This is a genomic window from Paracoccus laeviglucosivorans (assembly GCF_900182695.1).
Lineage (GTDB): Bacteria > Pseudomonadota > Alphaproteobacteria > Rhodobacterales > Rhodobacteraceae > Paracoccus > Paracoccus laeviglucosivorans.
Genome location: NZ_FXTK01000013.1, coordinates 14055 through 28843, shown reverse-complemented (window position 1 = coordinate 28843; position 14789 = coordinate 14055). Strand labels below are relative to the sequence as shown.

The window sequence follows — 14789 nt, the reverse complement described above, 5'->3', positions numbered from 1 at the left end:
TTTTGCTATGCGCGGGATTACGCCTGTTCGTTGAACCGCGCAATTCAAACAAGCGTCATTGTCGCAACAGCGTCGCACCCTGTTGCGCTCACGCAATCTTGGGTTTGAAGCGGGCGGGACGCTTTTGTAAAGCTGTCGCAAAATATCTCGGGACAGGTCCATCATGTTTAAAATCTCAACCCTTGTGCTGTGCGCGGCGCTGGCCTTGACGGCCTGCACCCGGCCGCAGGTGCAACTCGGCCCCGACGGTCAGCCGCTGCCCGTCGCCTATAAGATCACTCCCAAGGAAGAGGCGCAGATCGCGCCGCGTCTTGGCGGCCAGATGAACATGCTGCGCGCCAATGTCGGCGCAGGGCCGCTGACCGAAAACCCGATGCTGACCATCGCCGCCAAGGCACATGCCCGTGATATGTCGGCACAAAACCGGGCGTGGCATTTCGGGTCGGACGGTTCGTCGCCGCTGGACCGTATCCGTCGTCAGGGCTTCATGGGCCACCTGATCGGTGAGAACATCTCGGAAACCTACGAAAATGACATCACCACGCTGAACGCATGGATGCAGACCCGCGACACGCGCGATGTGGTCATGGACCCCCGCGCGACCGAATTCGGCGTGGGCTGGTATCAGGAACCCTCGGGCAAGGTCTGGTGGGTGTTGCTGACCGCGGGCGGTTCGGCCACGGGCGCTGCGCCGGGCGGTGGTTTTGCTGCGGCTGCTGCGGGCTATATGCCGACCAATCCGGGTTTCTAAGCGATCCGCACCAAGATCAGGGCCGGGGATTTCCCCGGCCTTTGCCATTTCTGGTCCCTTGCGGCGGACGACGTTTGGGCCATGAAACGAAAACAGTCCGGCCTTGGCCGGACTGCGTATCAGATCACCGCTGCAAGACTGCGGGTTCAGGGATAGATGAACACCGCGACGCCGGGGTTGAGCAACGAGAAGATCTCTTCGATCTCATCGTCGTTCACCGCGATGCAGCCCGCGGTCCAGTCGCGGCGCTGCTTGATCAGGTTTTTTCCCTCCGGTCCAAGGCCATGGATCATGATGTCGCCGCCGGGGCGCTGACCCATTTGCGTCGCATGGGCGATGTCGCGGGCCGAGGGATACGAGATGCCCAGCGACAGGTGATAGCGGCTGTAAGGGTTCTTGCGGTCGATGAAATACATCCCTTCGGGGGTCTTTCCATCGCCTTCGTATTGCTTTGCGCCCATGGGTTGGCTGCCAAGGCCGATGTCATAGCTGCGCACGACATTCTTGCCTGCGACCAGATACATCTTCCGCTCGGTCTTCTTGACGATGACCTGCGTGACCGGCGGCCCCGAATAGGGCTGCGGTTTACTGGGGAGTTGACTGTCCCCGCCGCCGCAACTTGCCACAAGCGCAACTGCGACCACCGCGATCAATGCGCGAAATGCCCGTATCATCACTGCCCTCTGCGTGCTGATGCACTGTTTCTTTGGGCATCAGATACCACGGGGGTTAAAATTTCGCTAGTTTCGGCGAATTTCCGCCACGGTTTCCACATGGGGCGACCAGCGGAACTGATCGACAACGTAAAGGCGCACAATATCTAGCTTTCTTTCGGCCAGAATCCGCGCATCCCTTGCGAAAGTGACCGGATCGCAGCTAACCCAAGCCAGCGTTTCGACCCCTGAATTGGCGATTTCGCGGGCCTGAGCTTCGGCCCCGGCGCGTGGAGGGTCGATCACGATCGCGTGATATTTCAGCTCATCCGGCAGTAACGGGCGCCGCGCAAGGTCACGCGTCTCGGTCGTGATTCGCTTCAGCGATGCCATGCGCGCCGCGCGGTCCAATGCCTGAAGGGGGGCGGTCAGCCCTTCGACGGCGTGAACCTCGGCCCCTTCGGCCAAGGGTAGGGTGAATGTGCCGCAGCCCGAAAACAGGTCCAGCACCCGACCTGCGCCGCGGGTGATGTCGCGCACTGCGCCGACCAGTGCCGCCTCGCCCTCCTGCGTGGCTTGCAGGAACCCTCCGGCAGGCGGCACGACCTGCGCGCGGCCAAAGGGGATCGCGGGCGGGCGGCGGGTGATCGACTGCCCGTCCCATGTCAGCCGCGCCAGATCGCCTTCGTCCGCCAGCGCGGCAAGGGTCTGGAACAGCGCAGGCTCCATCGGTTTTCCGCCTGTCGCGGTCACGTCCAGACCGGCAGGCGTATCGACGACGACCAGCGACACCTCGGCCGAACGCGATGCGCCTGCGACGACAATCCGACGCAGCAGCGGCAGCGCGTCCTGAATGGCGGGACGCAGGATGTGGCAATCGGCAATGTCCACGATCACATCCGAGGCGCGGGCGTGAAAGCCCAGAAGCGCGCCTTTCTTGGTGCGCCGTCCCGACAGGACCGCGCGCCGTCGCGACCGGGGCGGCGAGACGTGGACCCCCGCAATCGGCGCAGCCAGCCCTTGCGCGCGCAACGCCTGTTCAACCACGCCGACTTTCCAGCCCTTCACGAAATCCTCGGACCCGTGCATCAGCGAACAGCCACCGCAGGCGCGATAATGCTGGCAGGCGGGCCTGACCCGCTGGTCCGAGGGGGCAAGGATGCGCGGCGCGGCGATGCGACCCTCTGCCGCCTCGCCCTCGATCTGTTCGCCGGGCAGGGTCAGCGGGGCCAGGGCGCGCGCGTCGCCGGAAATGGCGACGCCGTCGCCTTTGCGGCCCAGCCGCTCAACAGTCCAGATGGTCACTCGGCAGCCTCGGTCGTGTCGTCATCGTCGGTGCCAAGAAAGCCGCCCGACTGGCGGTTCCAGTAGCGCGCATAAGTGCCGTTGCGGGTCAGCAGTTCGGCATGGGTGCCTTGTTCGACGATGCGCCCGGCCTCCAGCACGATGATGCGGTCCAGTTCGGCGATGGTGGAAAGGCGGTGGGCGATGGCCAGCACGGTCTTGCCCCGCATGGCGCGGTGCAAGGCGTCCTGCACCTGCGCCTCGACCTCGCTGTCCAGCGCGCTCGTCGCCTCGTCCATGATCAGGATCGGGGCGTCCTTCAGCAGCGCACGGGCCAAGGCGATGCGCTGGCGCTGGCCGCCGGACAGCTTCACCCCGCGTTCGCCCAGATGTGCGTCATAGCCCGTGCGGCCCGCATGGTCCTGCAATGTCAGGATAAACTCATGCGCTTCGGCGGCGCGGGCGGCGGCAAAGATTTTGTCATCCGTGGCGTCGGGGCGGCCATAAAGGATGTTCTCACGCGCCGAGCGGTTGAACATCGCGGTTTCCTGCGTGACCATCGCGATATTGCGGCGCAGGCTTTCCTGCGTCACCTGCCGCACGTCATGGCCATCGACCCGGACCGCGCCGCGTTCGACATCGTAAAGTCGCAACAGCAGCGAAACCATCGTGGATTTGCCCGCGCCCGAGGCGCCGACGATCCCCAGCTTTTCCCCCGCCGCGATATGCAGATCCATGTCGCGGATGCCGCCGCCTTCGCGGCCATAGGCGAAATCCACATGGTCAAAGTCGATCCGGCCCAAGGCACGGCCCAGCACCAGCGCATCGGGTGCATCGGTCAGGCTGTGCGGGGGCGACAGGGTCTGCATCCCGTCCTCGACCTCGCCGATCGAGCCCCAGACGCCCATCAACGCCATGCTGACCCAGCCGGTCATCTGTGCCAGCCGCATCGCGATGGCACCCGATGCTGCAATGTCGCCCGCCGTGGCCATGCCGTGATGCCACAGATACATCGTGCCACCGACAAGGATCACCGGCAGCGCGCCCGCAATGGTCATCAGCGACAGGCGGAACCATGTGCTGACGCGCCCGAAATCCAGCGCGCGTTCGCGAAAACCGGCCATCGCGCCAAGTGCGGTGCGGTCTTCATGCGCGGCGTTGGCGAACAGCTTGACGGTCTTGATATTGGTGATCGTATCGACGACCTGCCCCGTCACCATCGCGCGGGCCGATGCCCGGCTGGCCGAGCGGGTGCGGATACGCGGCAGGAAATAGCGGATCAGCGCGACATAGGACACAAGCCAGACCAGCAGCGCCAGCGCGCCGAAAGCATCGACGCCGATCAGAAACGCCGCCGACCCAAGGACCGAGGCCAGCGCGAAAGCCACCACGTTCACCATCTCGGACGCGACATCGGTGACGGCCCGCGCGGTCTGCATCTGCTTTTGCGCGATGCGTCCGGCAAAGTCGTTGTCGAAGAAGGTGACGGAATGACCCATCGTCCAGCGATGCAGCCTCGACAGCACCAGGGGCAGCACGTTCGGCCCGATCATCACGCTGGAACTGGCCGTGGACAGCCCAAAGACGGCAGGACGCACGACAAGGAAGAACGCGACGAAGGTAAAGACCAGCCAGCCCTGCTGGCTCCAGAACTGATCGGCGGGGGTGGATACCACCGCGTCGATCACCCAGCCCAGCAGCACCGCCGAGATCACATCGGCCACGCCGCCCAATGCGGATGCAATGGCTGCCAGCGTCAGACCGGGCCACGCGCCCGCAAGGCACCAGCGAAAGAACGCAAACAGCGTGCGCGGCGGTGGGCCGTCGGCAGGCCGGAATGCGTCGATCATGCGGGCAAAGAAATTGTGCATGACGATCAACCCTGATCCGTGGCGGGGCGTTCCAGCGCAAGGCTGCGCAATTCGTCCCGCGACAAAGCGAAACCGCTGGCGATAAAGGCATCCTCGGCCCTGCGCAACGCCTGACCAAGCGCAGGCCCGGACAGCCGGTCCATCAGATCCTGTGCGCTCAGCGGGAATTTCGCGTCCGCCGCATGGGCCACCGCATGGCACCAGCCAAAAGGCGGCACGTCGCCGCGCGCCGCGCGCACCAGCACCGATTGCGCGGCTATTGCGCGGCCAAAGCGATAGGCGGCCTCGGGCGCGGCGAGGCGTGTCGCCTGCGCGATCTGGTCCTGCATCCGCGCCTCGTCCCGCGACAGGCGCAAGTCGTGCGCAACATCGCTGGCCCCCAGCACGGCCAGCCTGCGCGGCCAACCGGGCAGGGCGCCATGGCCGAAATCCTGTTCCGCCTCGATCAATGCGGGGAAATCTGCGATGTCGGCACCGGGCAGCGCCAGGGCCAGCACGCCTGCCTTGTCCATCAGGGCCAGCGCCTCGGACGGATCGGGGGCGGTCAGCAGCTTGCGCATTTCGGCGCCCACCCGCTCACGCGAGATCAGGGCAAGGCCGTCTGCCGCATCGGCGCAAGCGGCCAAGGCGTCGGGATCGGCCTGACCGGGCGCGCCATACCATGCGTGAAAGCGGAAAAAGCGCAGGATGCGCAGGTAATCCTCGGCGATCCGTTCGCGCGGCTCTCCGACGAAACGCAGCCTGCGCGCGGCCAGATCGGGCAACCCGCCGACCGGATCCAGCACCACGCCGTCCAGACCGCAATAAAGCGCGTTCATGGTGAAATCGCGGCGCTGTGCGTCTTCGGCGATGTCGTCGGAAAAAGCCACGACCGCGCGCCGCCCATCGGTTTCGACATCGCGGCGCAATGTCGTCACCTCATAGCCCTTGCCATCTGCGACGACGGTGATCGTGCCATGTTCGATGCCGGTGGGCACGGCGCGCAGGCCGGCCGCCTCGGTCAGTTCGATCACGCGGTCAGGATGGGCCGAGGTCGCGATGTCGGTATCCGATACCGGCGCACCCATCAGCGCATTGCGCACCGCGCCGCCCACGACCAATGCCTGATGGCCATCCCCCGTCAGCGCCGAAAGCACGCGGCGCAAACCGGGATCGGCCAGAAAAGGGGCGTCGATACGGGTCATGGGTTCAACCTCAGCGCAAGGGCGTGCAGCACGCGGGCCGTCGCGCCCCAGATATAATAGGGACCATAGGGTGCTACGTAATAGGATCGCCAGTCCCCGCGCCAGCGCCGCTTTTCGACGCGGTAATTCGCCGGGTCCGCGATATGGGCAAAGGGGACGGTAAACACCTCCTCGACTTCGCCCGCTTCGGGGCGCGGGGTGAATTCGCCCCGGATCAGGCCCAGCACCGGGGTCATGGCGAAATCGGTCACGGTGCGATGCGCGGGCAAAGTGCCAAGGATTTCCACCTGTGCGGGGTCCAGCCCGACTTCCTCATGGGCTTCGCGAAGGGCCGCGGCGGTTTCGTCGGCATCGGTGGGATCCACCTTACCGCCGGGCAGCGCGATCTGGCCGGGGTGATGGCGCAGCCCGCTGGCGCGTTTGGTCATCACCAGCCGTCCGCGCCCGTCGAACGCGGCCAGCACGCCCGCCGGGCGCAAGGCCCGTTCGCCCGGTGCGGTCTTGTCGAAATCATAGTCGGACGAGGGCTTTGACGCGGTGGTCAAAGCCCTGAGCAATCGGTCGCGCAGCAGGGATTGCGGCGCGCCCGTCATGTCACTGCGCCGCCTGTTGCGGCACGGGATTGCCGTGTTCGTCGATCGTCGCCTCGAAGCCAAGGCTGCGCGGGTCGAATTCGTAATGCGCACCGCAGAACTGGCAATCGGCGGTGACGATGCCCTCGGGCGTCGTCATGTGGCCAATGTCCTTCTGGCTATAGATCGACAGGGTGCCGCGCACTTTTTCCGAGCTGCACGAGCAGCCGAAATGCAGGTCCTGACGCCCGAAAGCCACCGGCTCCTCTTCGTGGAACAGGCGGAAGGTCAGGTTGGGCAGCGGCAGGGCTGCATCGACCAGTTCGATCCCTTCGACCGTGGACATCAGCATGGTGGCGCGGGTCCAGTCCTCGGACTCGGCGCCCTGCAGGATGTCGGCGGCCTCGATCTCCTCGTCCTCGCTGATGATCTGGGGCTGGGCGGGCAGGGTTTGCAGCATGATGCCGCCCGCACGCCAATGCTGCGTGCTGTCGCCTGCCAGACGTGACTGGCCCACCGTCAGCTCGAACCTGGTCGGCAGCTGTTCGGATTGCGCGAAATAGGTCTGCGCACAGGCCGCCAGCGATCCGCCCGCCAAGGGGGTCAGACCCTGATAGGGGGTATTGCCTTCGCCCTGATCGATCAGCATGGCGAAATAGCCCTGACCGATCTGGTCAAAGCCGGGCGCATCCCCAAGCCGGTCAGCGTCGAAGCTGGCCCATGCGCGGATGCGGGCCGGGGCTCCTTCGGTTTCCGGCGCATAGTAATCGGTCGCGATGGTGCGGATCGGGCCGTTGCCGCGCACCTGCAGCGACAGTTTCCAGCGCAGCTTGATCGTCGGGCCGATCAGCGCGGTCAGCGTCACAAGCTCGGCCACCATCGCACTGACGGCCACGGGATAGTCGTGCCGCGACAGGATATGTTCCAGCAGCGGCCCAAGCCGCGTAGCGCGCCCACGCACGCCCGAGCGTTCCAGTTGAAAGGGCAACACGCTGTCGTCCCAGGAAATGTCCTTTGTGCTTGCCATCTTGCGTCCTTCGGATTGGCTGCGCGCAAATCGGGCCATGCGGCCGCGCGCCTTGCCCCCAATATAGGCGGTGCAGCGAAAACCCCAAGGGGGTCAGACGGTCGGAAGAAAACCGCCCTGCATGTCGCGGATCAGGTCATGCACCCGCTGTCCCGCAGGTGACAGCGCGGTGTCCTGCAGTTTCAGCAGGAACCAGTTGCGCTGGATGGGCAGACCGGTGGCGCGCAAGGCCACCAACCGGCCTGAACGCAACTCCTCGGTCACGGTGTGCTGTGAAATCAGCGCGATGCCCAGGCCCGCGATGACGGCCTGCTTGATCGTCTCATTCGTGCCCATTTCGATCATGCGCCACGCGATGCCGTCACCGATGCGGTCCAGAAAGCGCGTCATCAGGATGCGGGTTCCCGATCCGGGTTCGCGTGCCAGAAAGGTTTCAGCCAGCAGATCCTGCGGCATGGCGGGATCGGCCTGGGCCAGCGGGTGGTCGGGCGGGGCCACGATCACATGGGGATGCGGCCCCACCGGCTCGGCCGATACTGCGGGCATAAGCGGCGGCCGCCCCATGATCGCCAGATCCAAAGCGCGGGCGTTCAGCCAGCCGATCACCGTGTCGCGATTGCCAATGCGCAGCGTCACCTCGACCTCGGGCAGCAGGCGGCGCAGATCGGCGACAAGGCGCGGCGCGAAATACTTGCCTGTCGAAACCACCCCCAGCGCCACGTTCCCGGTATGCCCGCTTTGCAGCGCGCTCACCCGTCTGGCGCAGGTTTCCAGCGCGACGGCGATCTGCGCCTCGGCCTCCAGCACGGCGCGTCCTTCGTGCGTTGGCACAAAGGCACCGTGTTCGCCACGGATGACCAAGGGTGCCGAAAGCAGATTTTCCAGCGCCCTGATCTGGCTGTGAATCGCCGGAGGGCTAAGACCAAGGTCGCCCGCCGCCGCCTTGAGCGATCCGGTCTGGATCACGGCGCGCAGCGCGCGAAGCTGGCGCAGGGTCATGGCATCAAGGCGGATCATTCAGAATTTCTGAATCCAGGTTCCGTTTAATTAAATGTTCCTGAAAATCCTGCCATGTCAACAACTCGCCCAATGACGCCGCGCCATGGGAGGGGGGCGATGACCGACATATGCCGCTGCCGGCCAGACCGCTTTGCCCGTTGCCGGCGGCGATTGAACGACGCCGCAGCCAGGTTCGGCCATCGCCATCCCTGTCGCGCCTGAAGGAAGGACCATGAGCAAGAAGCATCCGATCATCTCTGTCACCGGCTCGTCGGGCGCGGGCACCACGACGATCAAGAACACGTTCGACCAGATATTCCGGCGCGAGGGGATCAGGGCGGCCAGCATCGAAGGCGACGCATTCCACCGCTTTGACCGCGCGGCGATGCAGGCGGAACTGGCGCGGCGCAGCGCGGCGGGGGACCACACCTTCAGCCATTTCAGCATCGCGGCGAATGAGCTGTCGCGGCTGGAACAGGTCTTTCGCGACTATGGCGCGACAGGGACCGGAAAGACGCGCCACTATGTCCATGACGACGCCGAGGCGCGGATTTACGGTGTGGCCCCCGGCACGTTCACCGAATGGGACGATCTGCCGCCATCCGATCTGCTGTTTTACGAAGGGCTGCACGGAGCGGTCAAAGCGGACGGCATCGACATTGCCGGGCAGGCCGATCTTAAGGTCGGGGTGGTCCCGGTCATCAATGTCGAATGGATCCAGAAAATTCACCGCGACAGGGCCAGCCGGGGCTATTCGACCGAGGCGGTGACCGATGTGATCCTGCGCCGGATGCACGCCTATGTGCATGTGATCTGTCCGCAATTCACCCAGACAGACATCAACTTTCAGCGCGTGCCGGTGGTCGATACCTCGAACCCATTCATCGCGCGCTGGATACCTACGCCGGATGAAAGCCTTGTGGTGATCCGGTTCAAGAACCCGCGCGGCGTTGATTTCCCCTATCTGACCCAGATGATCCAGGGCTCATGGATGAGCCGGGCGAATTCGATCGTCGTGCCCGGACCGCGCATGGATCTGGCGATGCAGCTGATCCTGACCCCCATGCTGCTGCGCATGTTCGACGAATCCAAGCGCGCCTGATCGGGGCTTGACGTGGATCGCCCGACAGGGCAGGCCGCTGCCGAATGATCCCCGAAAGGACCGCGCCATGAGCTTTGACCGCAAGATCAAGATCGCCCCTTCGATCCTGTCCGCCGATTTCGCCAATTTCGGGGCTGAAATCCGCGCGGTCGAAGATCAGGGCGCCGACTGGGTGCATGTCGATGTGATGGACGGGCATTTCGTGCCGAACATCACCTTTGGTCCCCAGACCTGCAAAGCGATCCGCCCGCATATCCGGGGTGTGATGGACGTGCATCTGATGATCTCTCCGGTCGATCAATATATCGATGCCTTTGCGGAATCGGGTGCCGATTTCATCACCGCGCATTACGAAGCCGGGCCGCATATCCACCGCACGCTGCAGGCGATCCGAGGGGCGGGGGCCAAGGCGGGCCTTGCGCTGAACCCCGGCACCCCGGCCGAGGTGGCGGCGGGCCTGATCGACGATGTGGACCTGATCTGCGTGATGACCGTGAACCCCGGCTTTGGTGGGCAGAAATTCATCCGCAGCCAGATCGAAAAGGTCCGCACCCTGCGCGCGCTGATCGGCGACCGTCCGGTGCATATCGAAATCGACGGCGGCGTCGATCCGACCACCGCGCCCTTGGTGGCTGCGGCGGGGGCGGATGTGCTGGTCGCGGGTTCTGCGGTCTTCAAGGGCGGCTCGGTGTCAAACAGCGCGCCTTACGGCGAAAACATCCGCGCGATCCGGGCCGCTGCCGAAGCCGCGTTGCGTTGATCCCGTCACGGCACCCCGCTAGGCTAACCTGAAAAGGGGGAGGCGGGGCACTGACATCCCGATTGGCATATTGATCTGGTCCGGCGCGACGACCCTGCTGGGTTCGGCGTTTCGCCTGTCTGCGCCCTTTACCGGCGCGGACTGGCGCGAGCGTCTGGCCCTGACCGGACCCGAGGTGATCCCCGGTGGCATCTGGCTGCACGCGGCCAGCGTGGGCGAGCTGACCTCGGCCCGCGTGCTGGCCGAGGCACTGGCCGCCGAATTCCCCCTGACCGTCACCACCAACAGCCTGACTGGGCGTGCGCTGGCCCGCAAGCTGGGCTGGAACGCCGCGCTGGCCCCCTTGGACGTGCCGCAGGCCGTGGCGCGGTTTCTGGACCGCGTTGAGCCTGCGGTGCTGGTCACCGTGGAAAACGAACTATGGCCCAATCGCTCGCGCATGGCGGATGATCTGGGCGTGGCGCAGGTCGTCGTCGGCGCGCGCATCTCGCAACGCTCGGCGGATCGCTGGGCGCGGCTGCCCGCGCTGATCCGGCCCATGCTGCGCCGCATCGATGCGCTGTCCGCCCAAGACGCCGGCAGCGAGGAGCGGCTGCTGCGTCTGGGCCTGCCCGCCAAGGCGCTTGGCACGCGGCTGAACATGAAACTGCTTGGTCCCGCACAGATCCACCCGCCCGAGGATGGGCCCGACCGCGCCCGCACCGTTCTGGCCGCATCCACCCACGAAGGCGAGGATGAGGCAGTGCTGGACGCCTATGCGGCCGCCCGCGAACAGGTTCCCGATCTGCGGATGATCCTTGCGCCGCGCCATCCCGAACGCGGCGATGCGGTGGCGCAGGTCATGGAACAGCGCGGCCTGCATTTTGCACGCCGCAGTCGGGGCGGCGATCTGGATGCGCAGGTCTTGCTGGCCGACACTTTGGGCGAGATGGGCGACTGGTATCGCGCGGCGGGTATCTGCATCACCTGCGGCTCGTTCACCGACCGGGGCGGCCATACGCCGTGGGAACCTGCGGCATGGCGCTGTGCCATCTTGCACGGCCCCAGCGTGTCGAACCATGCCGGGGACTATGCCGATCTGGATGGCGCGGAGGCGGCGGAACTGGCGCCCGATCTGCCCGTCGCGCTGACCGCGTTGGCACAGGACAAGCCGCGCCAGCGCCGCATGGGCAAAGCCGCGCGGGACATGCTGCTGACCCGCGCGGGCGACCCTGCACCGCTGATCGCAAGGATACTCGACCTGGCCCGTGGCGGTCTTGTATAAGCCCGATCCAGTCCTGATATTCATGGGACGAAAAGGGGCTGACATGATCCGCTATGACCTGCGCTGTGACCAAGGCCACGACTTCGATGGCTGGTTTCGGAATTCCGAGGGATTCGAGGGCTTGCGCAAGGCCGGACAGGTCACCTGCACCCATTGCGGCAGCCCATCGGTCGAAAAGGCGCTGATGGCGCCGGGCGTGTCCACCCGTGACCTGCATACTCCGCGCACCCCGCAGGAAACCGCGCTGGAAAAGCTGCGCGAGCAGGTCGAGGCGAATTCCGATTACGTCGGCATGTCCTTTGCCGCCGAAGCCCGCGCGATGCACGAAGGCGATGCACCCACCCGCGCGATCCATGGCGAGGCGCGGCTGGAAGACGCGAAAAAGCTGCTGGAGGACGGTATTCCCGTCGCCCCCTTGCCCTTCCGTTCGCGTCAGCGCGCCAACTGACGTTCCCCGTCGATCAGCACCATCAGCCGACCGCGTGAACACCGCTCGATGCGGGCTTCGACGCCATAGATCTCGGCCAGCAGGGCGGGGGTCAGCACGTCTTGGGGGCGGCCATGGGCATGGACGCGGCCCGCATGGATCAGCACGATCCGGTCGGCCCATTGCGCGGCCAGTGCCAGATCATGCAGCACGGCGGCGACCACCCGCCCCTCGGCCGCAAGGCGGCGCAATTCCGACAGCAACCGCACCTGACGCGCCAGATCCAATGCGCTTGTCGGCTCGTCCAGCAGCAGCAGACTCGGATCGCGCACGATGGCCTGGGCCAGCGCAACCATTTGCCGCTGCCCGCCCGACAGCGCGTCCAGCGGCTCAAGCGCCAGTGACGCGATGCCCAATTTCTCCATCACCGCCATTGCGGCGGCATCGGCCTGATGCGCGGGCAGGGTCTTGCCCGCCCGCAGCGCCGCGATCACGGTTTCCAGCGCGATCAGCGACGACCCGGAGGGCAGGCTTTGCGGCATGAAGCCCACCAAACGCGCGCGTTCGGTGGCGGGCATCTGGCGCAGGTCTTGCCCGTCCAGCGCGACCTGCCCCTGATGCGGCAACAGCTGGGCGATGGCGCGCAGCAGCGTGGATTTCCCGGCGGCATTGGGACCGGCCAGGACCGTCACCTCTCCGGCGTGCATTTCCGGCAGGGTCAGCGCGTCCAGCACCTGACGCCTGCCGAAGCGGACCGAGATGTCGCGGACCTGCACGCTCATCTGCGGCGCCCGCGCAGGATCAGGGCGAAGAAAATCGGCAACCCGATCAGTGACGTGACAAGCCCGATCGGCAGCAGCACGCCCGGCACGACGGTCTTGGACAGGGTTGAGGCCAGCGACATGACCAGCGCCCCCGTCAGCAGGCTGGCGGGCAGAAAGACGCGGTGGTTTTCGCCGACCAGCAGCCGCGCGATATGCGGCCCGGCAAGGCCCACGAAGCCGATGACGCCGACCATCGACACGGCCGCGGCAGACAGCACCCCCACGCGCAGCAGGGTCCAGCGCCGCAAGGCGGCCACATCGACGCCGAAGCTTTGCGCCTGATCCTGCCCCAGCCGCAGGGCAGTCAGCTTCCACGAGGCGCGAAGCGAAAACGGCACCGCCAGCGCCAGCACGACGGCGACCATCGCGACACCCGGCCATTGCGTCGCGGCCAGACTGCCCATCGACCAGAAGACCAGTTGCTGCAGCGCATCGGCGGATGCCACGAATTGCACCAGCGACAGCAAAGCGGCGGCGGTAAAGTTCAGCGCGACGCCGAACAGGATCAGCACCTCGGGTCCGCCGCCGCGTATCCGGCCCAGCAGTTGCAGCAGCATCAGCGCGCCGACCGCAAAGACGAATGCATTGGCCGACACGCCCCAGACCGGCGGCAGGCCCGGAACGGTCAGGCCCAGCACGATGGCGACCGCCGCCCCCAAAGCGGCGGATGCGGATACGCCCAGTGTGAACGGCTCGGCCAGCGGGTTTTCCAGCACGGTCTGCATTTCCGCCCCGGCCAGCGCCAGCGCGGCACCGACCAACAGCGCCATGCAGGCCACGGGCAGGCGCACGTCCCAGACGATGACCTGCGCACCGCGCGACACCTGCCCCCCCGTCAGTGCCCGCAGCGTGTCGCCCAAGGGCAGGCCCGCAGGCCCGGTGGTCAGGTCCAGCACCAGCGCGGCCAGCGCGGCCAGGGCCAGCAGCCCGACCAAGGCGGCATGACGTCGGCCCTGCGCCTGATAGCGGTGAAGGATGTCGTTCATTGCTGCGGCGTCACCCACCACGAACCCGGCACCTCGACGGGGGAAAACGTCGCCTCGATCTGGCGCATCGTGGCCATGGGGTCCAGATCCTCGAACAGGTCGGGATGGAAGGTCTTGGCCAGATATTCGATCAGCACGATATGGATGGGCGAGTCGTTGAACAAATGCCAGACCCCTGCCGCATGACCGTCCTGCACGGCCCGCAGCGACGAAATGCCCGGCGCGGCGATCAGCTTGTCAAAGCTCGCTTGCGCGTCCTCGGCATCGACCTGCGGCCCCAGCACCAGACCGCCACGTGCCGCCATATGCGTGCCGCCGGTCGCAATGTAGAAATCGGGATCGGCCCCGATCAGGTATTCCAGGCTGACATTGCCCAAGACGCCCTGCACGGCCTCGGCCCCGATATTCTGGCCGCCCGCCGTGGTCACGAAATCATGGAATACCCCCGGCCCGACGGTCGAACAGCAATTCACCGGCGCGGCATGGACATGCATGAACACGCGCGGGCGCGGCGCGTCCGCCAGCCGTTCGCGGATGCGGTTCATGTGGGATTCGTAGAATTTCACGAATTCATCCGCGCGGGCATCCGCGCCGGTCAGAGCGCCAAGGATGCGCAGGCTGGGCACGGTGTTTTCCTGCGGATGGGAAAAGAAATCGACAAAGGCCACCGGAATGCCCGCGGCTTCCAGCTGCTGGCGGGCCACGGTCATCTTGGGGTCGTTCTGGTCGATCACGGTCAGCACGACCAGATCGGGTTGCAGCGCGATCACCGCCTCGACCGACAGATCGCGATTGCCCGCGCCGACCGATTTGATCGCATCAATGGCGGGGAATTTCGCGCGGTAAGCGTCCAGCGTCGGCGGGTCCAATGGCTTGTCCAGCCGCCAGCCCGCGACCAGCGCCACCGGGTCGTCATGCATCAGGCCCAGCACGGACAGATGCCGCCCTTCGCCCAGCACGATGCGGTGTGCGGGTTCGGGCAAGGTCACCTGACGCCCCAGAATATCGGTCGCGGTGACATCGGCCTGCGCGGTTCCGGCAAGCGCGATCAGCACAGCGGCAAGGATGGGGCGAAGAAACATCGG

The 14789-nt window shown here is 65.9% G+C and carries 15 protein-coding genes; 5 read left to right on the top strand and 10 right to left on the bottom strand.

Features of this window, described 5'->3' with window-relative positions:
- Window positions 1–163: 163 nt before the first annotated feature.
- The gene (gene dalA, locus FN835_RS13645) at window positions 164–751 is read left to right on the top strand and encodes a divisome-associated lipoprotein DalA (RefSeq protein WP_142663787.1); all 588 of its coding nucleotides are present in this window, start codon (window positions 164–166) and stop codon (window positions 749–751) included.
- Window positions 752–897: 146 nt separating this feature from the next.
- Here dalA and FN835_RS13640 read toward each other — a convergent pair whose 3' ends face one another.
- The 7 genes from FN835_RS13640 to cbbR all read right to left on the bottom strand — a co-directional run bounded on the left by FN835_RS13640 (window position 898) and on the right by cbbR (window position 8359).
- Window positions 898–1425 carry a L,D-transpeptidase family protein gene (locus FN835_RS13640; RefSeq protein WP_142663786.1) on the bottom strand — a complete coding sequence of 176 codons (528 nt, stop codon included), beginning with the start codon at window positions 1423–1425 and terminating at the stop codon, window positions 898–900.
- A gap of 66 nt (window positions 1426–1491) precedes the next feature.
- Window positions 1492–2709 carry a class I SAM-dependent RNA methyltransferase gene (locus FN835_RS13635; protein ID WP_142663785.1) on the bottom strand — a complete coding sequence of 406 codons (1218 nt, stop codon included), beginning with the start codon at window positions 2707–2709 and terminating at the stop codon, window positions 1492–1494.
- On the bottom strand, window positions 2706–4559 hold the full coding sequence (locus FN835_RS13630; protein ID WP_142663784.1) for an ABC transporter ATP-binding protein: 1854 nt from the start codon (window positions 4557–4559) through the stop codon (window positions 2706–2708). The genes FN835_RS13635 and FN835_RS13630 overlap by 4 nt, the downstream gene beginning before the upstream one ends.
- 5 nt (window positions 4560–4564) lie before the next feature.
- Window positions 4565–5743: a CCA tRNA nucleotidyltransferase gene (locus tag FN835_RS13625; protein WP_142663783.1), complete on the bottom strand. Its 1179-nt coding sequence runs from the start codon at window positions 5741–5743 to the stop codon at window positions 4565–4567.
- A complete protein-coding gene (locus FN835_RS13620) occupies window positions 5740–6336 on the bottom strand; it encodes an NUDIX hydrolase (protein WP_142663782.1) in 597 nt (198 codons plus the stop codon). The genes FN835_RS13625 and FN835_RS13620 overlap by 4 nt, the downstream gene beginning before the upstream one ends.
- A 1-nt stretch (window position 6337) precedes the next feature.
- On the bottom strand, window positions 6338–7342 hold the full coding sequence (gene hslO, locus FN835_RS13615; RefSeq protein ID WP_142663781.1) for an Hsp33 family molecular chaperone HslO: 1005 nt from the start codon (window positions 7340–7342) through the stop codon (window positions 6338–6340).
- 93 nt (window positions 7343–7435) lie between these two features.
- Entirely contained in the window at window positions 7436–8359 is a 924-nt protein-coding gene (cbbR, locus tag FN835_RS13610) for a LysR family regulator CbbR (RefSeq protein ID WP_142663780.1), read from the bottom strand.
- A 214-nt stretch (window positions 8360–8573) separates the two neighbouring features.
- Between cbbR and FN835_RS13605 the strand changes: the two genes are divergently transcribed.
- From FN835_RS13605 to FN835_RS13590, 4 genes are all read left to right on the top strand, one after another.
- Window positions 8574–9443, top strand: coding sequence for a phosphoribulokinase (locus FN835_RS13605; protein ID WP_142663779.1), 870 nt, complete (start codon window positions 8574–8576; stop codon window positions 9441–9443).
- A gap of 67 nt (window positions 9444–9510) precedes the next feature.
- Window positions 9511–10203 carry a ribulose-phosphate 3-epimerase gene (rpe, locus tag FN835_RS13600; RefSeq protein ID WP_142663778.1) on the top strand — a complete coding sequence of 231 codons (693 nt, stop codon included), beginning with the start codon at window positions 9511–9513 and terminating at the stop codon, window positions 10201–10203.
- Between the two features lie 70 nt (window positions 10204–10273).
- Window positions 10274–11467, top strand: a complete 1194-nt coding sequence (locus tag FN835_RS13595; RefSeq protein ID WP_142663777.1) for a 3-deoxy-D-manno-octulosonic acid transferase — start codon at window positions 10274–10276, stop codon at window positions 11465–11467.
- A 43-nt stretch (window positions 11468–11510) separates the two neighbouring features.
- Window positions 11511–11915 (top strand): DUF1178 family protein, encoded by a 405-nt coding sequence (locus tag FN835_RS13590; protein WP_142663776.1) that lies wholly within the window; start codon window positions 11511–11513, stop codon window positions 11913–11915.
- Here the strand turns inward: FN835_RS13590 and FN835_RS13585 are convergent.
- Genes FN835_RS13585 through FN835_RS13575 form a run of 3 tightly spaced genes read right to left on the bottom strand, consistent with a single transcriptional unit; the run spans window position 11900 to window position 14786 of the window.
- Window positions 11900–12676: an ABC transporter ATP-binding protein gene (locus FN835_RS13585; RefSeq protein WP_142663775.1), complete on the bottom strand. Its 777-nt coding sequence runs from the start codon at window positions 12674–12676 to the stop codon at window positions 11900–11902. The two genes, FN835_RS13590 and FN835_RS13585, sit on opposite strands and share 16 nt — an antisense overlap.
- Window positions 12673–13704, bottom strand: a complete 1032-nt coding sequence (locus FN835_RS13580) for a FecCD family ABC transporter permease (RefSeq protein WP_142663774.1) — start codon at window positions 13702–13704, stop codon at window positions 12673–12675. The genes FN835_RS13585 and FN835_RS13580 overlap by 4 nt, the downstream gene beginning before the upstream one ends.
- The gene (locus FN835_RS13575) at window positions 13701–14786 is read right to left on the bottom strand and encodes an ABC transporter substrate-binding protein (protein WP_142663773.1); all 1086 of its coding nucleotides are present in this window, start codon (window positions 14784–14786) and stop codon (window positions 13701–13703) included. The genes FN835_RS13580 and FN835_RS13575 overlap by 4 nt, the downstream gene beginning before the upstream one ends.
- Window positions 14787–14789: the final 3 nt, after the last annotated feature.